At 58.5% G+C, this 26,147-nt stretch carries 25 protein-coding genes; 13 read left to right on the top strand and 12 right to left on the bottom strand.

What is annotated here, in order from left to right:
• Positions 1-221: 221 nt before the first annotated feature.
• From BLQ41_RS03190 to hisF, 6 genes are all read left to right on the top strand, one after another.
• Positions 222-1,886: an OFA family MFS transporter gene (locus BLQ41_RS03190; RefSeq protein WP_090176780.1), complete on the top strand. Its 1,665-nt coding sequence runs from the start codon at positions 222-224 to the stop codon at positions 1,884-1,886.
• A 268-nt stretch (positions 1,887-2,154) separates the two neighbouring features.
• Positions 2,155-2,748, top strand: a complete 594-nt coding sequence (gene hisB / locus BLQ41_RS03185) for an imidazoleglycerol-phosphate dehydratase HisB (protein ID WP_003218037.1) — start codon at positions 2,155-2,157, stop codon at positions 2,746-2,748.
• Positions 2,748-3,386: an imidazole glycerol phosphate synthase subunit HisH gene (hisH, locus tag BLQ41_RS03180; protein WP_090176778.1), complete on the top strand. Its 639-nt coding sequence runs from the start codon at positions 2,748-2,750 to the stop codon at positions 3,384-3,386. Before hisB ends, hisH begins: the two co-directional genes overlap by 1 nt.
• On the top strand, positions 3,387-3,644 hold the full coding sequence (locus BLQ41_RS03175; protein ID WP_090176775.1) for a DUF2164 domain-containing protein: 258 nt from the start codon (positions 3,387-3,389) through the stop codon (positions 3,642-3,644).
• Between the two features lie 98 nt (positions 3,645-3,742).
• Positions 3,743-4,492, top strand: coding sequence for a 1-(5-phosphoribosyl)-5-[(5-phosphoribosylamino)methylideneamino]imidazole-4-carboxamide isomerase (hisA, locus tag BLQ41_RS03170; protein WP_090176772.1), 750 nt, complete (start codon positions 3,743-3,745; stop codon positions 4,490-4,492).
• Positions 4,493-4,583: 91 nt separating this feature from the next.
• Positions 4,584-5,354: an imidazole glycerol phosphate synthase subunit HisF gene (gene hisF, locus BLQ41_RS03165; RefSeq protein ID WP_007897430.1), complete on the top strand. Its 771-nt coding sequence runs from the start codon at positions 4,584-4,586 to the stop codon at positions 5,352-5,354.
• A 5-nt stretch (positions 5,355-5,359) separates the two neighbouring features.
• Here hisF and BLQ41_RS03160 read toward each other — a convergent pair whose 3' ends face one another.
• Entirely contained in the window at positions 5,360-6,886 is a 1,527-nt protein-coding gene (locus BLQ41_RS03160) for a trypsin-like serine peptidase (protein ID WP_090176769.1), read from the bottom strand.
• 210 nt (positions 6,887-7,096) lie between these two features.
• Between BLQ41_RS03160 and BLQ41_RS03155 the strand changes: the two genes are divergently transcribed.
• Positions 7,097-7,852, top strand: coding sequence for a substrate-binding periplasmic protein (locus BLQ41_RS03155; RefSeq protein WP_090176766.1), 756 nt, complete (start codon positions 7,097-7,099; stop codon positions 7,850-7,852).
• 30 nt (positions 7,853-7,882) lie between these two features.
• Here the strand turns inward: BLQ41_RS03155 and BLQ41_RS03150 are convergent, their stop codons facing one another.
• From BLQ41_RS03150 to gpmI, 4 genes are all read right to left on the bottom strand, one after another.
• Complete coding sequence (locus tag BLQ41_RS03150) at positions 7,883-8,650, bottom strand: divergent polysaccharide deacetylase family protein (RefSeq protein WP_090176763.1); 768 nt, start codon at positions 8,648-8,650, stop codon at positions 7,883-7,885.
• A 1-nt stretch (position 8,651) separates the two neighbouring features.
• Positions 8,652-9,971, bottom strand: coding sequence for a S41 family peptidase (locus BLQ41_RS03145; RefSeq protein ID WP_090176760.1), 1,320 nt, complete (start codon positions 9,969-9,971; stop codon positions 8,652-8,654).
• Between the two features lie 34 nt (positions 9,972-10,005).
• The gene (locus BLQ41_RS03140; protein WP_090176757.1) at positions 10,006-11,304 is read right to left on the bottom strand and encodes a murein hydrolase activator EnvC family protein; all 1,299 of its coding nucleotides are present in this window, start codon (positions 11,302-11,304) and stop codon (positions 10,006-10,008) included.
• A gap of 252 nt (positions 11,305-11,556) precedes the next feature.
• Complete coding sequence (gene gpmI, locus BLQ41_RS03135; RefSeq protein WP_090176754.1) at positions 11,557-13,086, bottom strand: 2,3-bisphosphoglycerate-independent phosphoglycerate mutase; 1,530 nt, start codon at positions 13,084-13,086, stop codon at positions 11,557-11,559.
• Positions 13,087-13,239: 153 nt separating this feature from the next.
• Between gpmI and BLQ41_RS03130 the strand changes: the two genes are divergently transcribed.
• The 3 genes from BLQ41_RS03130 to secB are packed head-to-tail and all read left to right on the top strand — an operon-like array spanning position 13,240 to position 14,436.
• On the top strand, positions 13,240-13,653 hold the full coding sequence (locus BLQ41_RS03130; protein WP_090176752.1) for a rhodanese-like domain-containing protein: 414 nt from the start codon (positions 13,240-13,242) through the stop codon (positions 13,651-13,653).
• Between the two features lies 1 nt (position 13,654).
• Positions 13,655-13,909: a glutaredoxin 3 gene (grxC, locus tag BLQ41_RS03125; RefSeq protein WP_010464569.1), complete on the top strand. Its 255-nt coding sequence runs from the start codon at positions 13,655-13,657 to the stop codon at positions 13,907-13,909.
• Positions 13,910-13,950: 41 nt separating this feature from the next.
• Positions 13,951-14,436 carry a protein-export chaperone SecB gene (secB, locus tag BLQ41_RS03120; protein WP_007949026.1) on the top strand — a complete coding sequence of 162 codons (486 nt, stop codon included), beginning with the start codon at positions 13,951-13,953 and terminating at the stop codon, positions 14,434-14,436.
• A 181-nt stretch (positions 14,437-14,617) separates the two neighbouring features.
• Here secB and BLQ41_RS03115 read toward each other — a convergent pair whose 3' ends face one another.
• Positions 14,618-15,073 carry a tRNA (cytidine(34)-2'-O)-methyltransferase gene (locus BLQ41_RS03115; RefSeq protein WP_007949025.1) on the bottom strand — a complete coding sequence of 152 codons (456 nt, stop codon included), beginning with the start codon at positions 15,071-15,073 and terminating at the stop codon, positions 14,618-14,620.
• Between BLQ41_RS03115 and BLQ41_RS03110 the strand changes: the two genes are divergently transcribed.
• Positions 15,072-15,512 (top strand): hypothetical protein, encoded by a 441-nt coding sequence (locus tag BLQ41_RS03110; protein WP_090176749.1) that lies wholly within the window; start codon positions 15,072-15,074, stop codon positions 15,510-15,512. The genes BLQ41_RS03115 and BLQ41_RS03110 overlap by 2 nt on opposite strands.
• 551 nt (positions 15,513-16,063) lie before the next feature.
• Here BLQ41_RS03110 and ntrC read toward each other — a convergent pair.
• The 5 genes from ntrC to glnA all read right to left on the bottom strand — a co-directional run bounded on the left by ntrC (position 16,064) and on the right by glnA (position 21,643).
• Complete coding sequence (ntrC, locus tag BLQ41_RS03105) at positions 16,064-17,500, bottom strand: nitrogen regulation protein NR(I) (protein ID WP_090176747.1); 1,437 nt, start codon at positions 17,498-17,500, stop codon at positions 16,064-16,066.
• Positions 17,497-18,582 (bottom strand): nitrogen regulation protein NR(II), encoded by a 1,086-nt coding sequence (glnL, locus tag BLQ41_RS03100; protein WP_090176744.1) that lies wholly within the window; start codon positions 18,580-18,582, stop codon positions 17,497-17,499. Before glnL ends, ntrC begins: the two co-directional genes overlap by 4 nt.
• A gap of 230 nt (positions 18,583-18,812) precedes the next feature.
• Entirely contained in the window at positions 18,813-19,433 is a 621-nt protein-coding gene (locus tag BLQ41_RS03095; protein ID WP_090176741.1) for a DUF4124 domain-containing protein, read from the bottom strand.
• The gene (locus tag BLQ41_RS03090; protein WP_090176737.1) at positions 19,430-19,939 is read right to left on the bottom strand and encodes a DUF4124 domain-containing protein; all 510 of its coding nucleotides are present in this window, start codon (positions 19,937-19,939) and stop codon (positions 19,430-19,432) included. Before BLQ41_RS03090 ends, BLQ41_RS03095 begins: the two co-directional genes overlap by 4 nt.
• A 297-nt stretch (positions 19,940-20,236) precedes the next feature.
• Positions 20,237-21,643, bottom strand: a complete 1,407-nt coding sequence (gene glnA / locus BLQ41_RS03085) for a glutamate--ammonia ligase (RefSeq protein WP_010464555.1) — start codon at positions 21,641-21,643, stop codon at positions 20,237-20,239.
• 330 nt (positions 21,644-21,973) lie between these two features.
• Between glnA and thiI the strand changes: the two genes are divergently transcribed.
• Both thiI and typA read left to right on the top strand, forming a co-directional pair.
• Entirely contained in the window at positions 21,974-23,428 is a 1,455-nt protein-coding gene (gene thiI, locus BLQ41_RS03075; protein WP_090176732.1) for a tRNA uracil 4-sulfurtransferase ThiI, read from the top strand.
• A gap of 139 nt (positions 23,429-23,567) precedes the next feature.
• A complete protein-coding gene (gene typA, locus BLQ41_RS03070; RefSeq protein ID WP_090176728.1) occupies positions 23,568-25,388 on the top strand; it encodes a translational GTPase TypA in 1,821 nt (606 codons plus the stop codon).
• 213 nt (positions 25,389-25,601) lie between these two features.
• Here typA and BLQ41_RS03065 read toward each other — a convergent pair whose 3' ends face one another.
• The gene (locus BLQ41_RS03065; RefSeq protein ID WP_090188351.1) at positions 25,602-26,042 is read right to left on the bottom strand and encodes a YkgJ family cysteine cluster protein; all 441 of its coding nucleotides are present in this window, start codon (positions 26,040-26,042) and stop codon (positions 25,602-25,604) included.
• Positions 26,043-26,147 lie beyond the last annotated feature (105 nt).

Here is a 26,147-nt window from a genome sequence, read left to right as displayed (position 1 = left end):
GGTGGTTCCTTCAGTGGTACGAGAACAGATGACAGACAAAAGGTGATGTCACTTTGGTTTTTCTGTCACGTACAGATGTTAACCTCTGTCGGTTCGTCCGTCCTTCTGCGGCGTGATGTCGCACCAAAAGGGAGCTTCCCCTAAAAAACAGCCGTGCGTGCGCATAAAGGCTGAGGGGGAAGAATGGCTGGCGAACTCTACTAATAATTGGGGGATACACAATGACAACGAGCATCACGGCGGACGGCCTCAGCGCCGATCAGCCCGCGTTCCTGTCCAAGGAACGCATCATCGCCAAGCCCGGTTTCAACCGTTGGCTGGTGCCACCGGCCGCGTTGGCCATCCACCTCTGCATCGGCATGGCCTACGGCTTTTCGGTGTTCTGGTTGCCACTGTCCAAAGCCCTGGGTGTGACCGCTCCCGTGGCTTGCGCGCCGGACATGAGCTTCATTTCGCAGGTTTTCTCGTCGCAATGCGACTGGCCGATCTCGATGCTCGGCTGGATCTACACCCTGTTTTTCATTTTCCTCGGCTGCTCGGCAGCGATCTGGGGCGGTTGGCTGGAACATGCCGGGCCGCGCAAGGCTGGCGTCGTGTCGGCGCTGTGCTGGTGTGGCGGTCTGCTGATTTCAGCGCTGGGGGTTTATACCCATCAGATCTGGCTGATGTGGATCGGCTCCGGGGTCATTGGCGGTATCGGCCTGGGCTTGGGTTACATCTCACCGGTCTCGACCTTGATCAAATGGTTCCCGGACAAGCGTGGCATGGCCACCGGCATGGCGATCATGGGGTTCGGCGGTGGCGCGATGGTCGGTGCTCCGCTGGCCGCTGCCCTGATGGGCCACTTCGCTTCGCCAACCAGCGTCGGCGTGTGGCAGAGCTTCCTGGTGATGGCCGCGATCTACTTCGTGTTCATGATCGGTGGCGCACTGTCCTACCGCGTCCCGCCTACCGGATGGAAGCCTGAAGGCTGGACCGCCCCGGCGAAAAAAGCTTCGAACGCAATGATCACTCATCGTCACGTCCACGTGAATGTGGCGTGGAAAACCCCGCAATTCCGTCTGGTGTGGCTGGTGCTGTGCCTGAACGTATCTGCCGGTATCGGCATCCTTGGCATGGCGTCGCCGCTGTTGCAGGAAGTGTTTGCCGGTAAATTGCTGGGCAACAACCTTACGTTCGGTCAGCTGGACGCTTCGCAACTGGCCTCGATTGCGGCGATTGCTGCCGGTTTCACCGGTTTGCTGAGCCTGTTCAATATCGGTGGCCGGTTCTTCTGGGCTTCGTTCTCAGACTACCTGGGTCGCAAAAACACCTACTTCGTGTTCTTCGCCCTCGGTTTCGCGCTGTATGCGCTGATTCCGAACCTCGGTCACCTGGGCAACGTTGCGCTGTTCGTGGCGGCGTTCTGCATCATCCTGTCGATGTACGGCGGTGGTTTTGCGACGGTGCCGGCTTACCTGGCGGACCTGTTCGGTACGCAAATGGTCGGCGCGATCCACGGTCGTCTGTTGACCGCGTGGGCAGCGGCGGGCGTATTGGGTCCGGTGTTGGTGAACTACCTGCGTGAATATCAGCTGAGCATCGGCGTTGAACGTGCCGAGGCTTACGACATCACCTTGTACATCCTCGCGGGCCTGCTGGTGCTGGGTTTCCTGTGCAACCTGATGGTGCGTCCGGTAGCCGACAAGTACTTCATGACCGACGCCGAACTCGCTGCCGAACAGGCACTGGGTCACGACAAAGGTGCCGATGCGACCACCGTTCTTGAATGGAAAGCTGCGCCGGGCACCAAGCCGCTAGCAATCGCTGCGTGGCTGGTGGTGGGTATTCCGTTGGCGTGGGGTGTATGGGTGACCCTGCAGAAGACGGCTGTTCTGTTCCACTGAGTTAAGTAAACGCAGTACCCCTGTGGGAGCGAGCTTGCTCGCGATAGCGGTCTGACATTCAACGAAGAGGTTGAATGTTATGACCCAATCGCGAGCAGGCTCGCTCCCACATTTGTTTTGTGTTCCTTTCCAGCGGCTTGTATGGACATGTCTATCCCCGACAGCACGGAATTCACTCCGTCAGTCATATCGCCTCCCGTGTTTCTGTTTCGCGCCCGCGCCCCTATAATGGCTGCCTTTTTCGCCCAATGATTTTGCGGAGCTGGTGATGGCCGAACGTAAGGCGTCAGTCGAGCGCGACACTCTGGAAACCCAGATCAAAGCCTCGATCAACCTGGATGGCACCGGAAAGGCCCGATTTGATATCGGTGTTCCTTTTCTTGAGCACATGCTGGACCAGATCGCCCGTCACGGGCTGATCGACCTGGATATTGTCAGCAAGGGCGACCTGCATATCGACGACCACCACACCGTGGAAGACGTCGGTATCACCTTGGGTCAGGCCTTTGCCAAAGCCATCGGCGACAAAAAAGGCATCCGTCGTTACGGTCACGCCTATGTGCCGCTCGATGAAGCGCTGTCGCGCGTAGTGATCGACTTCTCCGGCCGTCCTGGCCTGCAGATGCACGTTCCCTACACCCGTGCCACCGTTGGCGGCTTCGACGTTGACCTGTTCCAGGAGTTCTTCCAGGGCTTCGTTAACCACGCACTCGTCAGCCTGCACATCGACAACCTGCGCGGCACCAACACCCACCACCAGATCGAAACCGTGTTCAAGGCTTTCGGCCGCGCCCTGCGCATGGCCGTCGAGCTCGATGACCGCATGGCCGGTCAGATGCCGTCGACCAAAGGCGTTCTGTAATGCAGACGGTCGCGGTTATCGATTACGGCATGGGCAACCTGCACTCGGTGGCCAAGGCCCTCGAGCATGTCGGTGCCGGCAAGGTCCTGATCACCAGCGATGCCGATGTGATTCGCGAAGCCGACCGGGTGGTTTTTCCCGGCGTCGGCGCGATTCGCGATTGCATGGCGGAGATCCGTCGCCTGGGCTTCGATTCGCTAGTGCGTGAAGTCAGCCAGGATCGTCCGTTCCTCGGCATCTGCGTCGGCATGCAAGCCTTGCTCGACAGCAGTGAAGAGAACGATGGTGTCGACTGCATCGGCCTGTTCCCGGGCGCGGTGAAGTTCTTCGGCAAAGACCTGCATGAAGACGGCGAACACCTGAAAGTCCCGCACATGGGCTGGAACGAAGTGAAACAGACGGTGAGTCACCCGCTGTGGCACAACATTCCGGACCTGGCGCGTTTCTACTTCGTGCACAGTTACTACATCGCCGCCGGCAATGCGCGGCAGGTGGTGGGTGGCGGTCACTATGGTGTCGATTTCGCCGCAGCGCTGGCCGATGGCTCGCGTTTCGCCGTGCAGTTCCACCCGGAGAAGAGCCATACCCATGGCCTGCAATTGCTGCAGAACTTCGCTGCGTGGGATGGTCGCTGGTAAATGGCCGTCAAGAAGAAGCCACCGATCCTGACCCTCACTCCCGAACAGGAGAACGAGGCGAACCATAAGATCAAACGCTTCATGGAAGATCGCTTTGAACTGGACCTGGGTTCGTTCGAAGCGGCTGAAATCCTTGAGCTGTTTACCCGTGAAATTGCGCCGCATTATTACAACAGGGCGATTTTCGATGTGCAGACGCACCTCAAAGAGAGGTTCGAAAGCATCGAAAGCGACTTGTGGGCGCTCGAGAAAGAATAGAAGCAGCTGTAAGCCGAAAGCTTCAAGCTGCAAGAATTGGTCGCCGCACGCTTGCAGCTTGTCGCTTGCAACTTGCAGCTCTTTGACGAAGGAAAAGCATGCTTATTATTCCCGCTATCGATCTCAAGGACGGTGCCTGTGTTCGTCTGCGCCAGGGCCGCATGGAAGATTCCACAGTGTTCTCCGATGACCCGGTGAGCATGGCTGCCAAGTGGGTGGAAGGCGGTTGCCGCCGTCTGCATCTGGTCGACCTGAACGGCGCTTTCGAAGGCCAGCCGGTCAACGGCGAAGTCGTTACCGCGATTGCCAAGCGCTATCCGAACCTGCCGATCCAGATCGGCGGCGGTATCCGTTCCCTGGAAACCATCGAGCACTACGTCAAGGCGGGCGTGAGCTACGTCATCATCGGCACCAAAGCCGTGAAAGATCCGGCCTTCGTTGCCGAAGCCTGCCGCGCGTTTCCGGGCAAGGTGATCGTTGGCCTGGACGCCAAGGACGGCTTCGTCGCCACCGACGGCTGGGCTGAAATCAGCACCATTCAGGTGATCGACCTGGCCAAGCAATTCGAAGCCGACGGCGTGTCCGCGATCGTTTATACCGACATCGCCAAAGACGGCATGATGCAGGGCTGCAACGTTCCGTTCACGGCTGCGCTGGCCGCTGCCACGCGCATTCCGGTCATCGCTTCCGGCGGTATCCACAATCTGGGTGACATCAAGTCGCTGCTCGACGCCAAGGCGCCAGGCATCATCGGCGCGATCACGGGCCGCGCGATTTATGAGGGCACGCTGGATGTGGCAGAAGCTCAGGCTTTCTGCGATAGCTACGCGACCAGCTCCAAGCTGTAAGCTACACGCTGCAAGTTAGAAGCGTGACAGCGGTCCGCTCTTTCTTGCAGCTTGAAGCTTGAAGCTTGCAACTCTTAATCGGAGATTAAGCATGGCCCTGGCCAAACGCATCATCCCTTGCCTGGACGTGGACAACGGCCGGGTGGTCAAGGGCGTCAAGTTCGAGAACATTCGTGATGCCGGCGACCCGGTGGAAATTGCCCGTCGCTACGACGAGCAAGGTGCCGACGAGATTACCTTCCTCGACATCACCGCCAGCGTCGACGGTCGCGATACCACGCTGCACACCGTCGAGCGCATGGCCAGCCAGGTGTTCATCCCGCTGACCGTGGGCGGCGGCGTACGCACCGTGCAGGACATTCGCAACCTGCTCAATGCCGGTGCGGACAAAGTCTCGATCAACACCGCGGCGGTGTTCAACCCGGAATTCGTTGGCGAGGCTGCCCAGCATTTCGGTTCGCAGTGCATTGTCGTCGCCATCGACGCGAAGAAGGTCTCGGGACCGGGTGAAACCCCGCGCTGGGAGATCTTCACGCACGGCGGTCGCAAACCTACCGGCCTCGATGCCGTTGAGTGGGCGAAGAAAATGGAAGGCCTCGGTGCCGGCGAAATCCTGCTGACCAGCATGGACCAGGACGGCATGAAAAACGGCTTCGACCTGGGCGTAACCCGCGCCATCAGCGACGCGCTGGGCATCCCGGTGATTGCCTCCGGCGGCGTCGGCAACCTGCAGCACTTGGCTGACGGTATTCTCGAAGGCCACGCCAGCGCGGTGTTGGCGGCGAGTATTTTCCACTTCGGCGAATACACCGTGCAGGAAGCCAAGGCCTACATGGCGCATCGCGGCATCGTCATGCGATAACGCTGTCAACGAGCCGCGTCGGCCCCGGCTGACGTGGCTTGTTGCACCCCAATCACGCGGCTGAACACGTCAATCCTGGGTTCGGACGCTTGTCCCGACTTGTCGTAAGCAATGACGCAAAGCTTCCCCGGAAGTTTGTCGTTCGCAATAAAGAAATCCATTGGCATGTTCTCGATGTATTTATCGGGCACACGACAATCGGTTGTCTCTACAGGGCCATATTTGATCGAGTAGGTCCGGTACGGCTCTTCGGCTTCAGCCAGTTTTACAAAAACTTCGGCCTCGATCGCCAAATCAGGCGGCGTTGTTGGCTTGTTATCCAATATCTCTATTGGCAACGATAAAGCGTTTTTAAGCAGGCCCGCTTCCGGTCGTTGTGTCGATGAATCGACACCGACGATGCAGAGAAAATAGAATCCGGGTGTCGTTCCAATCTGCGCGTTGATGAACGCGTCCGTGGCACTGATGGCATCGCTATAGTGTTGAGTGCTTTCGCACTCCATTGCACTACGAACAGTTTTATAACGATAAAACGCGGTGTTGATCGTAAATCGATAATTCCAGGTAGGCACGACAAACGAATGGTCATCCAGCTGTTTGGGCCGTTTGTAGCTTTCCAGGTTATTCGTACCTTCAATGGTAAAGGTCGGGTAGAGCTGACAGGACGACGGCGGATTTGTAGCAAGACGACCTTGCGAGAAGCATCCGTTTAGAAATGTCGTAGGGTTGCCATACACGTTCCCTGGCACTGCCTGATAGGTATCGCCAACCGGTGTGCAGGGCGCATGGTCGAGACACGGAGCAATACTCTCCTCAAAATTCCCGGTGCCTATGACGCCGATGATCTCGTTGGTATAACGATCCAGTACGGGGCTTCCGGACCCACCTCCCCGAACATCCTGGCAGCGCGTCATGAAGGTGTTTCGCCATACCCATGACCCTTCAACAATCTCCTTGGCCGGCTGTAGCGTACAAGCCGCCATGCGCAACGTAATCTGCTCAAAGCCTTTGGGGGCACCCACGATCAACATATCCGTATCGTAGGTTGGTGTGTCCCGAGCCAGCTTCAAGGGTTGTATGCCCTCTTCGATGAGCTTTTGAAGGCTGACGTCCAGTTCGATAATCGCCATATCGACGCCTTGGATGCTCCGCCATGTCACGGTCTTCAATGGATAATGCTTGAACGTGGAAACGTCAGCGAAGTAATTGAAGTCCATGGTTCCATTGATGGGCCTGTCGGTCACAATGTTTCCATTGCTCAGCTCTACGCAGTGTCCTGCCGTCAGTATGTAAGCGGGAGTAGGCTCAGAGGCGGTTTCATCGCGCGTATCAATAAGCGACGCGGTGCAACTGCCCTGGTTGATTGTCAGTCGCCCGATTCCTTGCCAGTGGTCATGCGATCCATTGGCATTTTCGAGGACTTTGGACGAGGACAGGTTTTGCATCTCTTCGCCATAATCGTGGCTGCGTGCAAAACAGGGTGTGCACAACAGGCACAATGTGCCGAAAAGCATGATAGGAATCGAATTCATTGCAGGGCCTCTGATTAATGTGATTGGAGAACCGGGCTATCGCCGGTCATCACTAATTAATCAGGGGCAGGGTCGGAAGTGGCGGTAACTATGTACCTCGACAAAGCTCTTGTGATTTGCAGTTCGGATAGCAGTGTTATCAAAGTGCCAGTAGACATCATCGCAGGCTCAAGGCACTCTTGGGCACGCCATGGATTTCGGTAGCCCGACATGATCAAACGCCTGCTTCTTGCCCTCGCTAGCGCTTCGCTATTGCTCATCAATGGCGTGCACGCTGAAGAAAATCCCGCCACAGACCTGGTGTTGCTGACGGAAAACTTCCCTCCGTACAACATGGCGAAGAACGGCAAGAATTTTGCTCAGGACGAGAACATCAACGGCATCGCCGTCGACATTGTCCGTGAGATGTTCAAACGTGCCGAAGTTTCCTACAGCCTGACGCTGCGTTTCCCTTGGGAGCGAATCTACAAACTCGCCCTCGAGAAGCCCGGTTACGGCGTATTCGTGATGGCGCGTTTGCCGGACCGTGAAAAGCTCTTCAAATGGGTCGGCCCGATTGGCCCGGATGACTGGATCATGCTGGCCAAGGCCGACAGCAAGATCAGCATCGAATCGCTCGAACAGGCGCGCAAATACAAGATCGGCGCGTACAAGGGTGACGCAATCGCCGAGACTCTGGCCAAGCAAGGGCTGAAGCCGATTGTGGTGCTGCGCGATCAGGACAACGCGAAAAAGCTGGAGAGCGGTCAGATTGATTTGTGGGCGACGGGTGATCCGGCCGGTCGCTATCTGGCGCGTCAGGAAGGGGTTAACGGCCTCAAGACGGTGTTGCGCTTCAACAGCGCGGAGCTGTACCTGGCCCTGAACAAGGATGTACCGGATGAAGTGGTCGCCAAGCTACAGGCGGCACTGGATCAACTGCGCAAGGAAGGCGTGGTGGATGACATCATGGCGCGGTATCTCTGATACCCCACAATCATCGTGTGGGGTGGCAAGTCAGCGGTACACGCCGTCCTTTCCATGCGCAGCCGACGCGCGATTGCCGCGCACGCTGATCATCTGCTTGATGTTGATCCACTCAATCCCTTGAGCCTTCAGCTTGGGCAACTCGCGTTCCAGCACGGCCAGCGTCTGCGGATACGGATGCCCGATCATCACCGCTGAACCCTGCTTGTGCGCCAAACTGATCGCCGTCTGTAATTGCGTCAAGATCGCTGCTTCAGTTCGCTCATCGTCCAGAAACACATCCCGCGAAACGCTCGCCAATCCGATTTTCTGTGCCTCGGAGGCCCCCACTGTCTGCGCGCTGGTGCGGCTGTCGACAAAGAACTTGTGCCGGCGCTGCAAGTCCGCCATTAGCCAGGCCATGGCCGCCGGTTGTGCCGTCATGCGACTGCCCATGTGGTTATTGATGCCGGCGGTGTAAGGCACGACCTTGAACGCTGCGTTCAGGCGGCTTTCCAGTTCGTCGATGGGTAAGTCGGGGTGCCAGGCGAACGGGCCGGTGGCCGGGTCCATGGGCATGTGCAGGATGACGATCTTGCCGGCGCGATGGGCCTCGCGGGCAAATTCGGTGGCGTGGGGAGTGTCGGGCATGATTGCCGTGGTCACCGGACCGGGCAGGGCCAGCACACGGCGATCCCGGGGCAGGTTCTGCCCCAGGTCATCGATGATCAGAGTGATGTAAGCCTTTTGAGCGGCGGGCGCTGCGTGAGCAACACCCGCCAGACAGCACAACAGACCGAGTAGCAACCGCAGGCGCATCTCAGCGGCCGGAGGTGATGCTCAGCCCTTTGAGCAGGCTCAAAGCCTGAGCCAGTTGGTAGTCATCATCCTGCGGCATGGCCTTGGCTTTGCTGCTGGAGCCGGTCGGTTTGTCGGCGCCGCCGTTGCCATTGCCCAAGTGACCCTGCAGGTCGGCTTCCTTGAAGTACTCGCCGTCTTGTTCGCTGGTGATCTTGGCCTTGCGCACTTCGATGTCCGGGACGATGCCCTGAGCCTGGATCGAGCGACCGTTCGGCGTGTAGTACAGCGCCGTGGTGATCTTCAGCGCGCGGTCGTTGTTCAGCGGCAGCACGGTTTGTACCGAGCCCTTGCCGAAACTGGTGGTGCCCATGACTACTGCGCGTTTCTGATCCTGCAAGGCGCCGGCAACAATTTCCGAAGCCGAGGCGCTGCCGCCGTTGATCAGCGCAACCATTGGCACGGCTTCGCTTTCGTCTTTGCCAGTGGCGGAGAAGCGCAGCTCGGAGTTGGCAATACGGCCCTTGGTGTAAACGATCAGGCCCTTGGTGATGAAATGGTCGACCACTTCCACCGCCGCTTGCAGCACGCCGCCCGGGTTGTTGCGCAGGTCGAGGATGATGCCGTTGAGCTTCTTGCCGTTGTCCTTGCGCAACTTGGCCAGGGCCTTGGAAACCTCTTCGCCGGTCTTGACCTGGAACTGGGTGATGCGGATGTAGCCATAGCCCGACTCCAGCAACTGGGCCTTCACGCTCTTCACCTGAATGATCGCGCGAGTCAGGACTACGTCGAACGGCGTGCCGCCGTCGCGAACCAGGGTCAGGGTGATTTTCTGGCCGATCTTGCCGCGCATTTTGTCCACGGCTTCGGTCATGCTCTGGCCACGGGTCGGCTGGCCGTTGATCTTGACGATGAAGTCGCCCGCCTGAATGCCAGCCTTGGAAGCCGGGGTGTCATCGATGGGCGAAACCACTTTGATGAAGCCGTCTTCGGCGCCGACTTCGATGCCCAGGCCGCCGAATTCGCCGCTGGTGCTTTCCTGCAATTCAGCGAAGTCTTCCGGGCCCAGGTAGGCGGAGTGCGGATCGAGATTGCTGAGCATGCCCTTGATGGCATTTTCCAGCAGGGTCTTGTCGTCCACCGGTTCGACATAGGCTGCCTTGATCCGATCCATGACCTCGGCAAAGGTGCGCAACTCTTCCAAAGGCAATGGCGCCTTGGTGGTCGCAGCGGTGCCCGCAGGCGCGACAGCCGGGGCAGGTTGAGCGGCGAACGCCAGAGGCGCGCCGATCACCAGAGCGATCGTCAGGGCCAGCGAGGTAAGGCGGGACAAATGCAGCATGTCGAACGAACTCCTAATGTAGGTGACTCAACGCCTATCCTTGCGCGCGGCACCATTGCGCCGGATCACTCGGGTGACCCTGCTGACGAATAGCGAAATACAGCGCTGGCGTGTCCTGCCCGCCACTGTTGCCGACAGTGGAGATGGACTCACCGGCTTTTACCACGTCACCCGCAGACTTGAGCAGCGTCTGGTTGTGACCATAAAGACTCAAAAATCCGTTGCCGTGGTCGAGGATCACCAGCAGCCCGGCGCCACGCAGCCAATCGGCAAACACCACACGACCGCCATGCACGGCATGGACCTGGCTACCGGCGGCAGCGCTGATCATCACGCCGTCCCACTTGGTCCGGGCATCGTCGCCACGGCTTTCGCCAAAGCGTGCCAACAGTCGACCATCAACGGGCCAGGGAAGTTTTCCCCGAGAAGAGGCAAAAGGGCCGCCAAAGGTTTCGCCTGAACTTGAAACCAGCGCGCCAGGTGTCGATTTAACAGGTTTGCGTGGGGCGTCGGTGGTCTCTGCGTCTGCAGCCGCCTGGGCCTCACGTAAACGCTTTTTTTCTGCTTCCTGCTGGGCGATCAGCGCTTTTTGCCGCGCTTCCTCTGCCTCACGGGCCTGGCGAGCCAAGGTTTCTTCAATGGTTTTAAGGACTTTAGACAGGTCTGCTTGATCCTGCTCGCGGGATGCCAGTTTCTGGTCGCGCGCCTTCACGTCTTCGCTGAGCTTGGCCAGGACTTGCTGGCGCTCCTTGCGAACCTTGTCGAGTTCATCGCGCTGGCTGTCCAGGCTGCTTTTCTGCACCAGCAATTGCGCCTGCTGCAGGTTGATGTCTTTTTCGACATTGGCCAGCTGACGCAAGGTTTCGTTGAAATTCTTCAGCTGCTCCAGGCGGGCCTGGCTCAGGTAATCGTAATAGGTGAGGGTGCGTGCGAATTTTTCGGGATTCTGCTGGTTGAGCAGCAGCTTCAAGTACTCCTGACGGCCATTCTGATAGGCCGCGCGGGCCTGAATGGCGATCAGTCGTTGCTGTTCAACGCGTGCGCTCTGGAGTTTTTTTTTCTCACTATCGAGTCGCTGCAGCTCGGATTCGCTTTTCTTCAGCTCTTTTTGCAGGGTTTCGACCTGCTTCTCGAGCTTGCCCATCTCGGTCTCGGTGCCTTTGAGGTCCTTCTGCACACCGGATTTCTCTTCCTGCAGCTTGCCCAGCAGTTTTTTCAGCTCGGCAATGTCCTGACGCGTGGCGTCCAACTGTTGTTGGGTTTGCGCGCGCTCGTCAGCAAAGGCCGGTTGGAGCAGGCAGGTCAGAGCGAGGGCTATCAGGACGCGAAGCATAGAGGCGGGTGATACCAGGGAAAGGGACGGCCTAGTATGCCCGCCAAGCGCCGCAAAAAAAATGCCCAATTGGGGCTGTGTGATAACCGGGCTGGCAAGCGGGTGTAATTAATCCTTGAAACCACCCAAAACCACTGTGGGAGCGGGCTTGCCCGCGATGGCGTCCTGACATTCAACATATTAGTTGGCAGTCAGATTGCTATCGCGAGCAGGCTCGCTCCCACAGGGTTTGGTGTCGTCAGATGGATCTGGTTACACCAGAATCGACGTACCGGTCATTTCAGCCGGCTTCTCCAGGCCCATCAACATCAGCATGGTCGGCGCGACATCCGCCAACACGCCGCCATCACGCACCTTGAAATCACGCTTGCCGACATAAATGAACGGCACTGGCTCGGTGGTGTGGGCGGTGTGTGCCTGACCGGTGGAGGCGTCGGACATTTGCTCGACGTTGCCGTGGTCGGCGGTGATTAGCGCTTCGCCGCCCACCTTTTCCAGGGCCTCGACGATGCGGCCAACGCACAGGTCCAGGCATTCAACGGCTTTGACTGCGGCATCAAACACACCGCTGTGGCCGACCATGTCGCCGTTGGCGTAGTTGACCACGATCACGTCGTAACGCTGGTTTTCAATGGCATCGACGATGCGGTCAGTAACTTCCGGGGCGCTCATCTCGGGCTGCAAGTCATAGGTGGCGACTTTCGGCGACGGGATCAGGATGCGCTCTTCGCCCGGGAACGGTTCTTCACGACCGCCGGAGAAGAAGAAGGTCACGTGGGCATATTTCTCGGTTTCGGCGATGCGCAGCTGGGTCTTGCCGTTTTTCGCCAGGTAATCGCCCAGCACGTTTTCCAGGCTGCCGGCAGCGAAGGCCGATGGCGCAGGAATGCTGGCGGCGTATTGGGTCAGCATGACGAAGCCGGCCAGTTTCGGCTGGCGTGCGCGCTCGAACTCCTTGAAGTCGTCTTCGACGAACACGCGGGTCAGCTCACGGGCGCGGTCGGCGCGGAAGTTCATGAACACCACGGCGTCGCCGTCTTCGACTTTCACCGGTTCGCCAATGGAAGTGGCTTTGACGAACTCGTCGCTCTCGCCACGCTCGTACGCTGCTTGCAGGCCTTCCTGTGCCGTGGCTGCGTTGAATTCACCGTTGCCATCGACAATCAGGTTGTAGGCCTGGGCCACGCGATCCCAACGGTTGTCGCGGTCCATGGCGAAATAACGACCGATGATGCTGGCGATCCGGCCTTTGCCGAGGGCCTGGAAGGTCGCGTCGAGCAGTTCGATGGACGACTGCGCGCTTTTTGGCGGCGTGTCGCGGCCATCGAGGAAGGCGTGCAGGTAGATTTTTTCAGCACCGCGCTTGAAAGCCAGTTCGGCCATGGCCACCAGGTGGTCCTGGTGACTGTGAACGCCGCCATCGGACAGCAGGCCCATGAAGTGCACGGCTTTGCCGGCAGCGACGGCTTTATCGACGGCGGCGCAGATGGTCGGATTCTCGAAAAACTCACCGTCGCGGATCGATTTGGTCACGCGTGTGAAGTCCTGATACACCACGCGGCCGGCGCCGAGGTTCATGTGGCCGACTTCGGAGTTGCCCATCTGGCCGTCCGGCAAGCCGACGTCCATGCCGCTGCCGGAGATCAGGCCGTTCGGCACGGTGGCCCACAAGCGGTCCAGTACGGGCTTCTTCGCCGCAAACACAGCGTTGGATTCAGGGCTCTCACTGTGACCGAAGCCGTCGAGAATAATCAGGACCAAAGGTTTAGGCGTGGTAGTCATGGATTCCACTCGTGGCTGAATTAAAAGAGGGCGATGGAAAAGGGAGTGGCAGTTTAAAGCGAAGTTCCTGCGGCGTCACCGCCGGACGGGGTTTGGCCCACCATAGGGGCTGTGTATACTGGCCGACATTTTAACGCCCTGGAACCTCCTTCGATGGTTGCTCACCTGATTGAATTTGCCACTAACCACTATCTGCTCGTCGGTATCTTCGTCGTACTGCTGGCGTTGCTCATCGCTTATCAGATGCAAGGCGGCGGCCGCAGCCTGAGTACCGGTGAATTGACCGGCCTGGTCAACAAGGACGCGGGCGTTGTGGTCGATATTCGTTCGATCAAGGATTTCGCCGCCGGTCACATTGTTGGCGCGTTGAACATTCCGCACGACAAACTCGCGGCTCGTATCGGCGAACTGGAAAAGCACAAGGCCAAGACCATCATCCTGGTTGACGCCATGGGCCAGACCGCCGGCACCCACGCCCGCGAACTGATGAAATCCGGCTTCACTGCCGCCAAGCTGTCCGGCGGCATTTCCAGCTGGAAAGGCGACAACCTGCCGCTGGTGAAGTGATATGAGCAACGTCGTCGTCTATTCCAGCGATTACTGCCCTTACTGCTCGCGAGCCAAGTACCTGCTCGAGAACAAAGGCGTGGCCTTCGAAGAGATCAAGGTCGATGGCAAGCCGCAGGTGCGTGCCGCCATGGCCCAGAAGGCGGGACGTACGTCCGTGCCGCAAATCTGGATCGGCGAACGCCACATCGGCGGTTGTGATGATTTGTTTGCGCTTGAGCGCGCCGGTAAGCTCGACGCCATGCTCAAGGCCTGAACGCCTTCCCTATAAGACCCCAAGATCAGAAAGGATCTGAGATGACTGACCAACAGAACACTGCAGCTAGCGAAGAAGAAACCGCACCGCAATTCTCCTTGCAGCGCATCTACGTACGTGACTTGTCCTTCGAAGCCCCGAAAAGCCCGGCAATCTTCCGCCAGCAGTGGGAACCGAGCGTCGGTCTGGATCTGAACACCCGCCAGAAGGCGCTGGAAGGCGACTTCCACGAAGTCGTGTTGACCTTGTCCGTAACCGTGAAAAACGGCGACGAAGTGGCATTCATCGCTGAAGTGCAGCAGGCCGGGATCTTCCTGATCAAGAACCTGGACGACGCTTCGATGAGCCACACCCTCGGCGCGTTCTGCCCGAACATTCTGTTCCCGTACGCTCGCGAGACCCTGGACAGCCTGGTGACCCGCGGTTCGTTCCCGGCCCTGATGCTGGCTCCGGTGAACTTCGACGCGCTGTACGCACAGGAACTGCAACGCATGCAGGCCGCGGGCGAAACCCCGACTGTGCAATAAGCGTTCGATGCAGCAACGAAAAAAGCGCCGTAACAGGCGCTTTTTTCATGGGCGGGAGATGGATGATCGTTCCCACGCTCTGCGTGGGAATGCCTCAAGGGACGCTCCGCGTCCAGTGACGCAGAGCGTCACGGGGCTGCATTCCCACGCGGAGCGTAGGAATGATCGGCGGTCCACGGGGTTACTTGAAACCGAGCTGGCGCCAGCCTTCGTACACGGCAACCGCCACTGTGTTCGACAGGTTCAGGCTGCGGCAGCCCTCGCGCATCGGCAGGCGCAGGCGTTGCTCACCGGGCAGGGCATCGAGCACCTCGGCTGGCAAGCCACGGCTTTCCGGGCCGAACAGGAAGGCGTCACCCTCGGCAAAACTGGCATCGTGGAACGGTCGCGAGCCTTTGGTGGTGAACGCGAACAAACGAGGATGGCCAAGGCTTTCCAGGCAACTGGCAAGGTCTGCATGGCGTTGCAGGGTGGCATACTCGTGGTAATCGAGGCCGGCCCGACGCAGGCGCTTGTCGTCCATCTCGAAGCCCAGCGGTTCGATCAAATGCAGGTGGCAGCCACTGTTGGCGCACAGCCTGATAACGTTGCCGGTATTCGGCGGAATTTCTGGTTGGAAAAGGATGACGTGAAACATGCACGGCTCCGAAGGTAAAGATGAGCGGCATTCTACGCCTGAAGCTGACCCGCGTTCGAAGCTATTCCCGCGAGTGATGGCTTCGCTGGCGATTGTCGGACTGATGGTGGGGCTGATGATCGGTCGCCTGACCACCCCTGACCCCAGCGAATTGCAGCAGGTTGAGGTGACGAGCGACGGGCTTGTGGTGTGGTTCAACAACGAACCCAAGTCCCACGGCGAGTTCGTGGACGGCAGCCTCGGGCTGCTGTTCGAGGCTGAAGGCAAGGCGCAGAAAGGTCAGCTCAAAATCAACGACAAAGTCGTGAACTGGCGGACGCGCTTGAGTGATGGAGGGTTGTTGCTGACGGTGGTGGCGGCCCGGCCACTACAGGGCGAGTGGGCCGGTAGCGAGGTCGACGGCCGCTGGCGGCTGGAGATCCATCTCCGAGAGCAATAAAAGAGGGAATCCCCGGCCTGCCTGTACCAAGGTTCCCAAAACGGCAGGGCTTGCGCATTGCGTCGCAAGCCCGGTGTAAAGAAGGAACCCCTGACCTGCCTGTATCAAGGGCCCCAAAACGGGGTGGGCTCGTCGCAAGTGCGGTGTGAGCCCGATGTAAAGAGGGGAATCCCCGGCCTGCCTGTACCAAGGTCCCCGAAACCGGGTAGTGAACTGAATCACTGAATGGACTATTGCAGGGGGCGTGCCAGGTTTTAACAAGTTGAAACAGAAAGCCGCGCTGAAACGCCGAAAGCCCCGTATTACGGGGCTTTCGCGTTTTTTTAATAGGGGTTGGATTGCGAAAGCTGGCGGGATTGAAGGTCGGTTGCCGTGCGCGATTGCGGTTCACGGTGCATTCAGGCGGTGCACGCTGGCCCTAAAAGCATCGCGGGCAAGCCCGCTCCCACAAGGTTCAATGGTGTTCACGCGATAGTGAAAACATTGAAAATCCTGTGGGAGCGGGCTTGCCCGCGATTGGATGCAACAGTCAGCGAAGATCTGAGGGTCGATTAACCCTCTTCCCCCTCATCATCATCCGCGCCATCAACCTTCATCCCCAATTCCTTGATCTTGCGCGTCAGGGTATTGCGCCCCCAACCCAGCAAAACGGCGGCATCGCGGCGACGGCCGGCGGTGTGTTTGAGGGCGGTTTCGATCATGATTCGCTCGAATGCCGGTACGGCGCTGTCGAGCAGACTCGATTGGCCGCGAGCCAACGCCTGGTCAGCCCACTGACGCAGCGCTTGCTCCCAGTTGGTCACTGGCGCTGAATCCTGCGGCAGGTTCAACAGCTCTGGCGGCAGGTCGCTAATGTGCACTTCGCGACCCGATGCCATCACCGTGATCCAGCGGCAGGTGTTTTCCAGCTGGCGAACGTTGCCGCCCCACGGCAGGTTCTTCAGGTATTCCTCGGTTTCGCTTTTCAGCAGCTTCGGCTCCACCGCCAGTTCTTGCGCGGCGCGGCTGAGGAAGTGCTTGGCGAGGGTCGGGATGTCTTCGCGACGGTCCGACAGCCTTGGAATATGAATGCGGATCACGTTGAGGCGGTGGAACAAGTCCTCACGGAATTTCCCGGCGTGCACCAGGGTTTCCAGATTCTGGTGAGTTGCGGCGATGATTCGCACATCGACCTTCACCGGTACATGGCCCCCGACGCGGTAGAACTCGCCATCGGCCAGTACGCGCAGCAAGCGGGTCTGAGTGTCGGCCGGCATGTCGCCGATTTCATCGAGGAACAGCGTGCCGCCGTCCGCCTGCTCAAAGCGACCGCGACGCAGGTTCGCCGCGCCGGTGAACGCGCCTTTTTCATGGCCGAACAGCTCGGACTCCATCAGGTCCTTGGGGATCGCCGCCATGTTCAGCGCAATGAAAGGCGACGCCGCGCGTGGGCTGTGGCGGTGCAGGGCGTGGGCCACCAGCTCTTTACCGGTCCCGGACTCGCCGTTGATCAGCACGGTGATGTTGGAGTGGCTCAAGCGCCCGATGGCGCGAAACACTTCCTGCATCGCCGGTGCTTCACCGATGATTTCCGGGGTGCGGGTCAGGGCGACCGGGACCTCCAGGCCTTGCTGCTCCTGGGCGTGCTGGTTGGCACGCTTGACCAGGGAGACCGCTTCGTCAACGTCGAATGGCTTGGGCAGGTATTCAAACGCGCCGCCCTGATAGGACGCGACAGCGCTGTCCAGATCGGAGTGCGCGGTCATGATGATCACTGGCAACCGTGGGTGTTGCTCGCGAATCCGTGCCAGAAGGTCCAGGCCACTGGCGCCCGGCATGCGGATGTCGGAGATGATCACATCCGGCTGCTGGCGCGCCAGGCGGCTCATCACGCCATCGGCGCTGTCGAAGCTTTGCGTGGTCATGCCTTCTTGCTGCAAGGCTTTTTCCAAGACCCAACGGATAGAACGGTCGTCATCGACGATCCACACGGTTTCACTACGGCTCATGTCGATGTGGCTCCTTGTTCCAGTGGCAGAAAGATCGAGAAGGTGGTGTGGCCTGGGTGGCTTTCACACTCGATCAAGCCCTGGTGCTGGCTGATGATGTTCTGGGTAATGGCCAGGCCCAGCCCGGTACCGTCCGGGCGGCCGCTGACCATGGGGAAGAAGATGGTTTCTTGCAGGTCCGCGGGAATGCCGGGACCGTTGTCGATGATTTCGATCTTGGTCACCAGGCGGTGGCGCACGTGGCCGATGGTGAACTGGCGCATGGCGCGGGTGCGCAAGCTGATGCGGCCCAGACGCAGCTCGTTCTGGCTGCTGATGGCTTGCATCGCGTTGCGCACGATGTTCAGGACCGCCTGGATCATTTGTTCGCGATCGATCAATACGTCGGGAATGCTTGGGTCGTAGTCGCGCACCAGCGTGATGCAGCCCTGGCTTTCGGCTTCCACCAGGTGAGAGACGCGCTCCAGCACTTCGTGGATGTTGCACATGGCCAGCGACGGCAGCTTGTTGGAGCCGAGCATGCGGTCTACGAGGTTGCGCAGACGGTCGGCCTCTTCAATGATCACGTTGGTGTAATCGCGCAGGCTTTCTTCGGGCAACTCACGGGCGAGCAATTGCGCCGCGCCGCGAATGCCGCCCAGCGGATTCTTGATTTCGTGGGCGAGGCCGCGCACCAGCATCTTGCTGGTTTCCTGCTTGGACAGCTGCGCCTCTTCCTTGGTGATCCGCAGCAAGCGGTCACGGGGATGGACTTCAAGCAGCAGCATGGTGTCGCCGTTGGCCAGGATGGGCGTTACCGCATAGTCGACGGTCAATGTCTGGCCGGTGAGGGCGGTGAGCATCGCTTCGCGCTTGGTAAAGGGGTGCGCCTGCTCTACTGCCTGGCGCAACGAGTTCAGCGCTTCGGTGGATTCGGTGAACAACTCACTGATGAACTGCCCATGGCTGCGCTGGCCGCTGATGGCCAGGAGCATCTCCGCCGCCGGGTTCATGTACTCGAGGCGCAGGTCGGCGTCGAGCAGGATGGTGGCGGTGGTCAGGTTGTCGAGTAGCAGTCGATGCAGCGCGTCGCTAATGGTCATCAGGACCTCTTTTGGAGCAGGGCATGCGCATGAATAACGCGCCGATACGAGGAAAATGCAAAAACCAAACCAAGGCTCCGAAAAGAAGCGTTTAAGGCCTAAAACGGGCGTTTAACGCTCGTTCGCGTGGCGTTCTGCCAGCTTTTGCGGGTAGTTTCGAACCAAAATGGGATGCGATGTGAGTACGGTGCAGTCTATTGCACCAATATAGTGCGCAAACCTGAACGAGGTTAGAAGAAACGCAAGAAGGGATTTTTTTCTTCTTCAGGTTTGTCCTTGAGCGGACATTCCGGTCGTTGGCCGTAGTCGGCGAGGACGCAGGGTTTGACTTGGCGTTTTTGCGCGAGGGAGATACGCAGCATGTGGAAGGGCTGGTTGGCGGTGCGTTCGACAGTGCGACCTTGCTCGTCGAGGATTTCCACTGAGAGATTGTGGCTGCCACGGTCGATGTTATTCAGGGCGAAAACCGGGCTCGGCCCTGGTTCGGCGGTGGGTTGACCATCGAGCAGCAAACGGTAGCGATGCCCGTGTTGCAGGCCGGGTTCGCTGGTGACGCTGACGATCAGCTCGCCAGCGTTATTGCGGATCGTCGAGTCGGGCTCTGGCACCAGTATTCTGAGCATGTCGTAGTGGAACAGCGGCTTTGTTTCCGTCTTCTTGTCAGAGATCGCCGGTGCTGCACCGCCAGGTTTGGCGGACATACGGTTGCTTGTCGCCAGCGGCACGCGCTTGGCGCCGCCCGAGCCTGGCTGGTCGGTGTAGACACGATTGCCTTGGGCATCGATGTAGGTGAAAACCTCGGCCGTCGCCGGCAGGGCACACAAACAGGCGAGCAGAAGCCATAACCTCACGGCTTGTGTACCCGTTGCACGGTGAAGGTCACGCTGGGACTTTGCTGCACGATGTTTTCTCCGTCGATGACCTGCACTGCGAGGCTGTGTGTGCCGCGATCAATATTGACCAGTTGCAGGATCGGAACGTTGCTTGATTGGCCGTAAGGCTGATCGTCCAGCAACAGCCTCAGCAGGTGCGGCGCTTGAAGCCGCGGTTTGATCATGACGCTGACGGTGAAAGTGCCGTTATTGGCTCGCAACGCTTCGGTGGTGGGCAAGTTGGTCAGCTCCAGCACCTCGTACGCGCTATGAGGCTGTTCGCGGTTCAGGGCTTCGCTGGGCGGCGCAGATGGGGGCTGGGGCTCGACGCTGTTAAGCGGAGGCAAGTCGACCGCCTGCGCCGCGACGCCATCAGGCGGCTGATTGCTGTAGGCGGTGTTGCCGTCGGCATCGGTGTATTTATAGATCTGCGCGGCGGCGGGCAAGGCGATCAACAGCAACATCAGTAGAAAACCACGACCCATAAAATCGACCAGAAACGAATGCGTTGGGTTGCAGCATAGGTCAGAGGGTGGCGATAGACCCAGTTGATAAACATCCGGGCATGATTTGCCGAAATCGCTGAAGCACCACAAAACCCTGTGGGAGCGGGCTTGCCCGCGAAGGCGTCGGCACATTCAGCATCCAATACGTCTGAAAGTCCGCCATCGCGGGCAAGCCCGCTCCCACAGGTTCTTTATTGAACGTTGAATCCCGGGCACAAAAAAGGCCTCCCGAAGGAGGCCTCTCTTTTTCACGCCGCGTATTGCAGCGCTACCGGATCAGCAGCTGTAGTACAGCTCGTATTCCAGTGGGTGTACGAAGGTACGAACCTTGATCTCTTCTTCGCTTTTCAGAGCGATGTAAGCGTCGATGAAGTCGTCGCTGAAAACGCCGCCTTTGGTCAGGAACGCACGACCTTTGTCCAGCTCTTCCAGGGCTTCTTTCAGGCTGCCGCAAACTTGTGGGATCTCTTTCGCCTCTTCAGGCGGCAGGTCGTACAGGTTTTTGTCAGCTGCGTCGCCAGGGTGGATCTTGTTCTGGATGCCGTCCAGGCCAGCCATCAACAGTGCAGCGAAGCCCAGGTACGGGTTGGCTGCTGGATCCGGGAAACGTGCTTCGATACGGCGAGCGCGAGGGCTGGACACGTAAGGAATACGGATCGAAGCGGAACGGTTGCGAGCCGAGTAGGCCAGCATTACTGGAGCTTCGAAACCTGGGACCAGACGCTTGTAGGAGTTGGTCGACGGGTTGGTGAAGCCGTTCAGGGCCTTACCGTGCTTGATGATACCGCCGATGAAGTACAGGGCGGTGTCGGACAGGCCGGCATAGCCTTCGCCAGCGAAGGTGTTCTTGCCATCTTTGGCGATGGACAGGTGGACGTGCATACCCGAACCGTTGTCGCCGTACAGTGGCTTAGGCATGAAGGTCGCGGTGCGGCCGTATGCATCAGCAACGTTGTGTACGCAGTATTTCAGGGTCTGAACTTCGTCAGCCTTGGCAACCAGGGTGTTGAACTTCACACCGATTTCGTTCTGGCCAGCAGTCGCCACTTCGTGGTGGTGAACTTCGATGACCAGGCCCATTTCTTCCATGGCGTTGCACATGGAGGTACGGATTTCGTGGTCGTGGTCGAACGGCGGAACCGGGAAATAGCCACCTTTGACGCCTGGACGGTGGCCTTTGTTGCCGCCTTCCACGTCCTGGTCGGACATCCACGAACCTTGTTCGGAGTAGATCTTGAACATGGAGCCGGAGATGTCGGACTTGAACTTCACTTCGTCGAAGATGAAGAATTCTGGCTCCGGGCCAACAAATACGGTGTCGCCGATACCGGTCGACTTCAGGTATTCCTCGGCACGCTTGGCGATCGCACGTGGGTCACGGTCGTAGCCTTGCATGGTCGAAGGCTCGATCACGTCGCAAACCAGGATCAGGGTAGGTTCTTCGGTGAACGGGTCGAGGACAGCGGTGCTGTCGTCCGGCATCAGGATCATGTCGGAAGCTTCGATGCCTTTCCAGCCAGCGATGGAGGAACCGTCGAACATTTTGCCTTCTTCGAAGAAAGCTTCATCCAGCGCGTCGCGAGCCGGCATGGTCACGTGGTGCTGAGTGCCTTTGGTGTCCGTGAAGCGCAGATCAATCCACTTGACGTCATGATCTTTGATGAGTTGAACCGACTTCGACATAGTGTCCTCCGGGTGGCTTCGGGCTTAGTAGTGGATGCCCTTAGAATGTGGGTGATGCCGGCGCGAATACTCTGCCAAGGCAACCTGCCTCACAAGGGAGCAAATTGCATGCCAGTGCCCCAGCATGGGTTTTTTGCCCCAATTTCACGCTTATAAAGGTTCAAAGCGGCGCAAAGCTGAAAATCGCGCCCTGTAATGTAGCGTTTAAATCGCCAAATGACCCGTTTTGGTGCGCGCGAAACCTTCTGCACATTAACTGGTTAAACCTTGAGCAATTTCCGCTATAATCCGCGCCCCCCTTTTTCGGCTGGGCCTGCGCGCGCTGTTTTCATGAAATTAATCGTAAAAGTCTTCCCCGAGATCACCATCAAGAGCCGCCCGGTACGGATGCGTTTCATCCGCCAGTTGGCCAAAAATATCCGTACCGTGCTCCGCGACTTGGACCCGGCTGTGGTGGTGAACGGTGTGTGGGACAATCTCGAGCTGGAAACCCGCGTCAGCGAGCCCAAGGCCCTGAAGGATATGACCGAGCGCCTGAGCTGCATGCCGGGCATCGCGCATTTCCTGCAGGTCGATGAATACCCGCTGGGCGACTTCGACGACATCGTTGCCAAGTGCAAGCAGCACTTCGGTGATTCGCTGGCCGGGAAGATCTTTTCGGTGCGCTGCAAGCGAGCCGGCAAGCATGAATTCAGCTCGATGGATGTCGAGAAATACGTCGGCAGCCAACTGCGTCGTCAGTGCGGCGCCGCCGGAATCTCGCTGAAAGAGCCGCAAATCGAAGTTCGCATCGAAATTCGCGACAAACGGTTGTTCGTGATCCACAGCCAGCACAACAGCATCGGCGGTTATCCGCTGGGAGCCCTGGAGCAGACGCTTGTACTGATGTCCGGCGGCTTCGATTCCACCGTTGCTGCATACCAGATCATGCGTCGCGGGCTGATGAGCCATTTCTGCTTCTTTAATCTGGGCGGACGTGCCCATGAACTGGGCGTCATGGAAGTCGCGCACTTCATCTGGAAGAAGTACGGCAGCTCCCAACGCGTGTTATTTGTGAGTGTGCCGTTCGAGGAAGTACTGGGAGAAATTCTCGGGAAAGTCGATAACAGTCATATGGGTGTAGTTTTGAAGCGTATGATGTTGCGCGCTGCTTCCCGTATTGCCGATCGGCTGGACATCGAAGCGCTGGTCACCGGCGAAGCGATTTCCCAGGTGTCGAGCCAGACATTGCCGAACCTGTCCGTGATCGACTGCGTGACCGACAAGCTGGTCTTGCGTCCGCTGATCGCCAGTCACAAGCAGGACATTATCGATCTGGCCAACGAAATCGGTACCGCCGATTTCGCCAAGCACATGCCGGAATACTGCGGGGTCATCTCGGTGAACCCCAAGACCCACGCCAAGCGACCGCGCGTGGAGTACGAAGAACAACAGTTCGACATGGCAGTCCTAGAGCGTGCGCTCGAGAACGCCAAACTGGTGCCGATCGATCGCGTGATCGACGAATTGGGCCAGGACTTGCAGATCGAAGAAGTCAGCGAAGCGCTGGCGGGGCAAATCATCATCGATATCCGTCATCCGGATGCCGCTGAAGACGACCCGCTGGAGCTGGCTGGCATTGAGGTACAGACGATGCCGTTTTATGCATTGAACGCTCGTTTCAAGGAACTGGACCCTACTCGCCAGTACCTGCTGTATTGCGACAAAGGCGTGATGAGTCGCCTGCATGCCCACCATTTGCTCAGTGAGGGGCATGCCAATGTGCGCGTTTATCGACCGAGCTAAGAGCCCGGGGCTGTATGCCTGTGGCCTGCGTCACCGGCCCCCCGACTCTGCCGTCAAGCTGTAACGGCAAGGCCTGACTCTACTGTAAATCGCTGCCAAGACTTGTCAGCACACCGAATCCTCTGATCGAGATACACAAGTGATCGAAAATCTACGCAACATCGCCATCATTGCTCACGTTGACCATGGTAAAACCACCCTGGTAGACAAACTCTTGCGTCAATCCGGCACCCTGGAGCGCAACGAGCTCAACGACGAGCGCGTGATGGACTCCAACGACCAGGAGAAAGAGCGCGGTATTACCATTCTGGCGAAAAACACCGCCATCAACTGGAACGGCTACCACATCAACATCGTGGACACCCCGGGCCACGCCGACTTCGGCGGCGAAGTTGAACGCGTAATGTCGATGGTCGACTCCGTTCTGCTGCTGGTTGACGCTCAAGACGGCCCTATGCCGCAAACCCGTTTCGTGACCAAGAAGGCTTTCGAAGCCGGCCTGCGTCCAATCGTGGTCATCAACAAGGTCGACCGTCCAGGCGCGCGTCCGGACTGGGTTCTGGACCAGATCTTCGACCTGTTCGACAACCTCGGTGCCACCGAAGAACAGCTGGACTTCAAAGTCGTCTACGCCTCGGCCCTGAACGGCATTGCCGGTCTGGAACACACCGACATGGCTGAAGACATGACCCCGCTGTACCAGTCGATCGTCGACAACGTACCTGCGCCGAAAGTCGACCGTGACGGTCCGTTCCAGATGCAGATCTCCGCTCTGGACTACAACAGCTTCCTGGGTGTTATCGGCGTTGGCCGTATCGCTCGTGGTCGCATCAAGCCGAACACTCCGGTTGTCGCTATCGACGCCGACGGCAAGAAGCGCAACGGCCGTATCCTGAAGCTGATGGGTCACCACGGTCTGCACCGTATCGACGTTGAAGAAGCAGCTGCCGGCGACATCGTCTGCATCAGCGGCTTCGACCAGCTGTTCATCTCCGACACTCTGTGCGACCCACTGAACGTCGAAGCGATGAAGCCGCTGACCGTTGACGAACCAACCGTTTCCATGACCTTCCAGGTAAACGACTCGCCTTTCTGCGGTAAAGAAGGCAAGTTCGTGACTTCCCGTAACATCAAGGAACGTCTGGACAAAGAACTGCTCTACAACGTTGCCCTGCGCGTTGAAGAAGGCGACACCGCCGACAAGTTCAAAGTCTCCGGCCGTGGTGAGCTGCACCTCTCGGTATTGATCGAAACCATGCGTCGCGAAGGCTTCGAAATGGGTGTTGGTCGTCCGGAAGTGATCATCCGCATGGTTGACGGCGTCAAGCACGAACCGTACGAAAACGTGACCATCGACCTGCCGGAAGAATCGCAAGGTTCGATCATGGAACAGATCGGTATCCGTAAAGGCGACCTGACCAACATGGTTCCGGATGGCAAGGGCCGTGTGCGCCTTGAGTACAACATCCCGGCTCGTGGCTTGATCGGTTTCCGTAACGAGTTCCTGACCCTGACCTCCGGTGCAGGCATCCTGACCTCGATCTTCGACCGTTACGACGTGATGAAGTCCGGCGACATGTCCGGCCGTCAGAACGGCGTGCTGGTTTCGGTTGCTACCGGTAAGGCTCTGACTTACTCGCTGGAAACCCTGCAAGCTCGCGGCAAACTGTTCCTGGGTCACGGTGAAGACGTGTACGAAGGTCAAATCGTCGGCATCAACAGCCGCGACAACGACCTGGGCGTCAACCCAACCAAAGGCAAGAAGCTCGACAACATGCGTGCTTCGGGTAAAGACGAAACCATCGCTCTGGTTCCGCCTATCCGCTTCACCCTGGAGCAGGCTCTGGAATTCGTTCAAGAAGACGAATTGTGCGAAGTCACTCCTAAGTCCATCCGTCTTCGCAAGAAGATCCTAGGCGAAAGCGAGCGTACCCGCGCTGCGAAAAAATCTGGTAACTAAGTCATTTAGTTAGCTGGAAAAAAAACGCCCCCGACCGCAAGGTCGGGGGCGTTTTTGTTTGTCTGGGGTTTGTGCAGTGTTTGTGCTGGCCTCATCGCGAGCAAGCTCGCTCCCACAGTGATTTGGGGTGTTCACATAAGTTGTGTTCAGCGCCGAACCCTGTGGGAGCGGACTTGCCCGCGATGAGGCTCGGTCAGGCAGCGAGATTCTGGATCAAAACTTCTCCAGGGTGCGACGGCTCTCGCTGCTCTCACGCGCCACTTCTTTAGGCTTGTAAGCGCAATATCCGGGGCGTGGCCCGATCTTCGGATGATTGCGGCAAGTGTCCGGACGCTTTTCATAAATAGTGCACAGACGGCTCTTACGATCCAGGTACAGGCAATCGTTGTTGCTCATGCGCTGGAGCGTGAAGATTTCGGACTTCTGGTTGTAGCGCTCGACGATCCCTTCCTTCTGCAGGCGCTTGGCGATGTTCTTCGCCGGTTCGCCGCGCTCGAACTCGTCGACGATGCCGATACGGATCAGATCCTTGATCTTGACCTCGACCGGCAGCGTGCAGCAACTGGACACACAGGAACCGCACATTGGCGCAGAATACTTGGCCCAGGTGTCGAGGCGATCGATCTCGGCGGCAGCGATCAGGTTGGACTTCATCATCGGTTGTTACCAGCGTGTGCATCAGGGCGCGCGATCATACCGGGACTGGTGGATTTTTGAACAACCTTTCGCCAGTTTTTTTCAATAACCGCCCGATAGCAC

The organism is Pseudomonas arsenicoxydans (assembly GCF_900103875.1).
Lineage (GTDB): Bacteria > Pseudomonadota > Gammaproteobacteria > Pseudomonadales > Pseudomonadaceae > Aquipseudomonas > Aquipseudomonas arsenicoxydans.
The sequence above is the reverse complement of the archived record's forward strand: the minus strand, read 5'-3'. Positions and strand labels throughout refer to the sequence as shown.

Bases quoted from the DNA above. Each gene is read 5' to 3' on its own strand.
- BLQ41_RS03190 (WP_090176780.1), top strand. From the start codon at position 222: ATGACAACGAGCATCACGGCGGACGGCCTCAGCGCCGATCAGCCCGCG.
- hisB (WP_003218037.1), top strand. From the start codon at position 2,155: ATGGCCGAACGTAAGGCGTCAGTCGAGCGCGACACTCTGGAAACCCAG.
- hisH (WP_090176778.1), top strand. From the start codon at position 2,748: ATGCAGACGGTCGCGGTTATCGATTACGGCATGGGCAACCTGCACTCG.
- BLQ41_RS03175 (WP_090176775.1), top strand. From the start codon at position 3,387: ATGGCCGTCAAGAAGAAGCCACCGATCCTGACCCTCACTCCCGAACAG.
- hisA (WP_090176772.1), top strand. From the start codon at position 3,743: ATGCTTATTATTCCCGCTATCGATCTCAAGGACGGTGCCTGTGTTCGT.
- hisF (WP_007897430.1), top strand. From the start codon at position 4,584: ATGGCCCTGGCCAAACGCATCATCCCTTGCCTGGACGTGGACAACGGC.
- BLQ41_RS03160 (WP_090176769.1), bottom strand. From the start codon at position 6,886: ATGAATTCGATTCCTATCATGCTTTTCGGCACATTGTGCCTGTTGTGC.
- BLQ41_RS03155 (WP_090176766.1), top strand. From the start codon at position 7,097: ATGATCAAACGCCTGCTTCTTGCCCTCGCTAGCGCTTCGCTATTGCTC.
- BLQ41_RS03150 (WP_090176763.1), bottom strand. From the start codon at position 8,650: ATGCGCCTGCGGTTGCTACTCGGTCTGTTGTGCTGTCTGGCGGGTGTT.
- BLQ41_RS03145 (WP_090176760.1), bottom strand. From the start codon at position 9,971: ATGCTGCATTTGTCCCGCCTTACCTCGCTGGCCCTGACGATCGCTCTG.
- BLQ41_RS03140 (WP_090176757.1), bottom strand. From the start codon at position 11,304: ATGCTTCGCGTCCTGATAGCCCTCGCTCTGACCTGCCTGCTCCAACCG.
- gpmI (WP_090176754.1), bottom strand. From the start codon at position 13,086: ATGACTACCACGCCTAAACCTTTGGTCCTGATTATTCTCGACGGCTTC.
- BLQ41_RS03130 (WP_090176752.1), top strand. From the start codon at position 13,240: ATGGTTGCTCACCTGATTGAATTTGCCACTAACCACTATCTGCTCGTC.
- grxC (WP_010464569.1), top strand. From the start codon at position 13,655: ATGAGCAACGTCGTCGTCTATTCCAGCGATTACTGCCCTTACTGCTCG.
- secB (WP_007949026.1), top strand. From the start codon at position 13,951: ATGACTGACCAACAGAACACTGCAGCTAGCGAAGAAGAAACCGCACCG.
- BLQ41_RS03110 (WP_090176749.1), top strand. From the start codon at position 15,072: ATGCACGGCTCCGAAGGTAAAGATGAGCGGCATTCTACGCCTGAAGCT.
- BLQ41_RS03115 (WP_007949025.1), bottom strand. From the start codon at position 15,073: ATGTTTCACGTCATCCTTTTCCAACCAGAAATTCCGCCGAATACCGGC.
- ntrC (WP_090176747.1), bottom strand. From the start codon at position 17,500: ATGAGCCGTAGTGAAACCGTGTGGATCGTCGATGACGACCGTTCTATC.
- glnL (WP_090176744.1), bottom strand. From the start codon at position 18,582: ATGACCATTAGCGACGCGCTGCATCGACTGCTACTCGACAACCTGACC.
- BLQ41_RS03090 (WP_090176737.1), bottom strand. From the start codon at position 19,939: ATGGGTCGTGGTTTTCTACTGATGTTGCTGTTGATCGCCTTGCCCGCC.
- glnA (WP_010464555.1), bottom strand. From the start codon at position 21,643: ATGTCGAAGTCGGTTCAACTCATCAAAGATCATGACGTCAAGTGGATT.
- thiI (WP_090176732.1), top strand. From the start codon at position 21,974: ATGAAATTAATCGTAAAAGTCTTCCCCGAGATCACCATCAAGAGCCGC.
- BLQ41_RS03065 (WP_090188351.1), bottom strand. From the start codon at position 26,042: ATGAAGTCCAACCTGATCGCTGCCGCCGAGATCGATCGCCTCGACACC.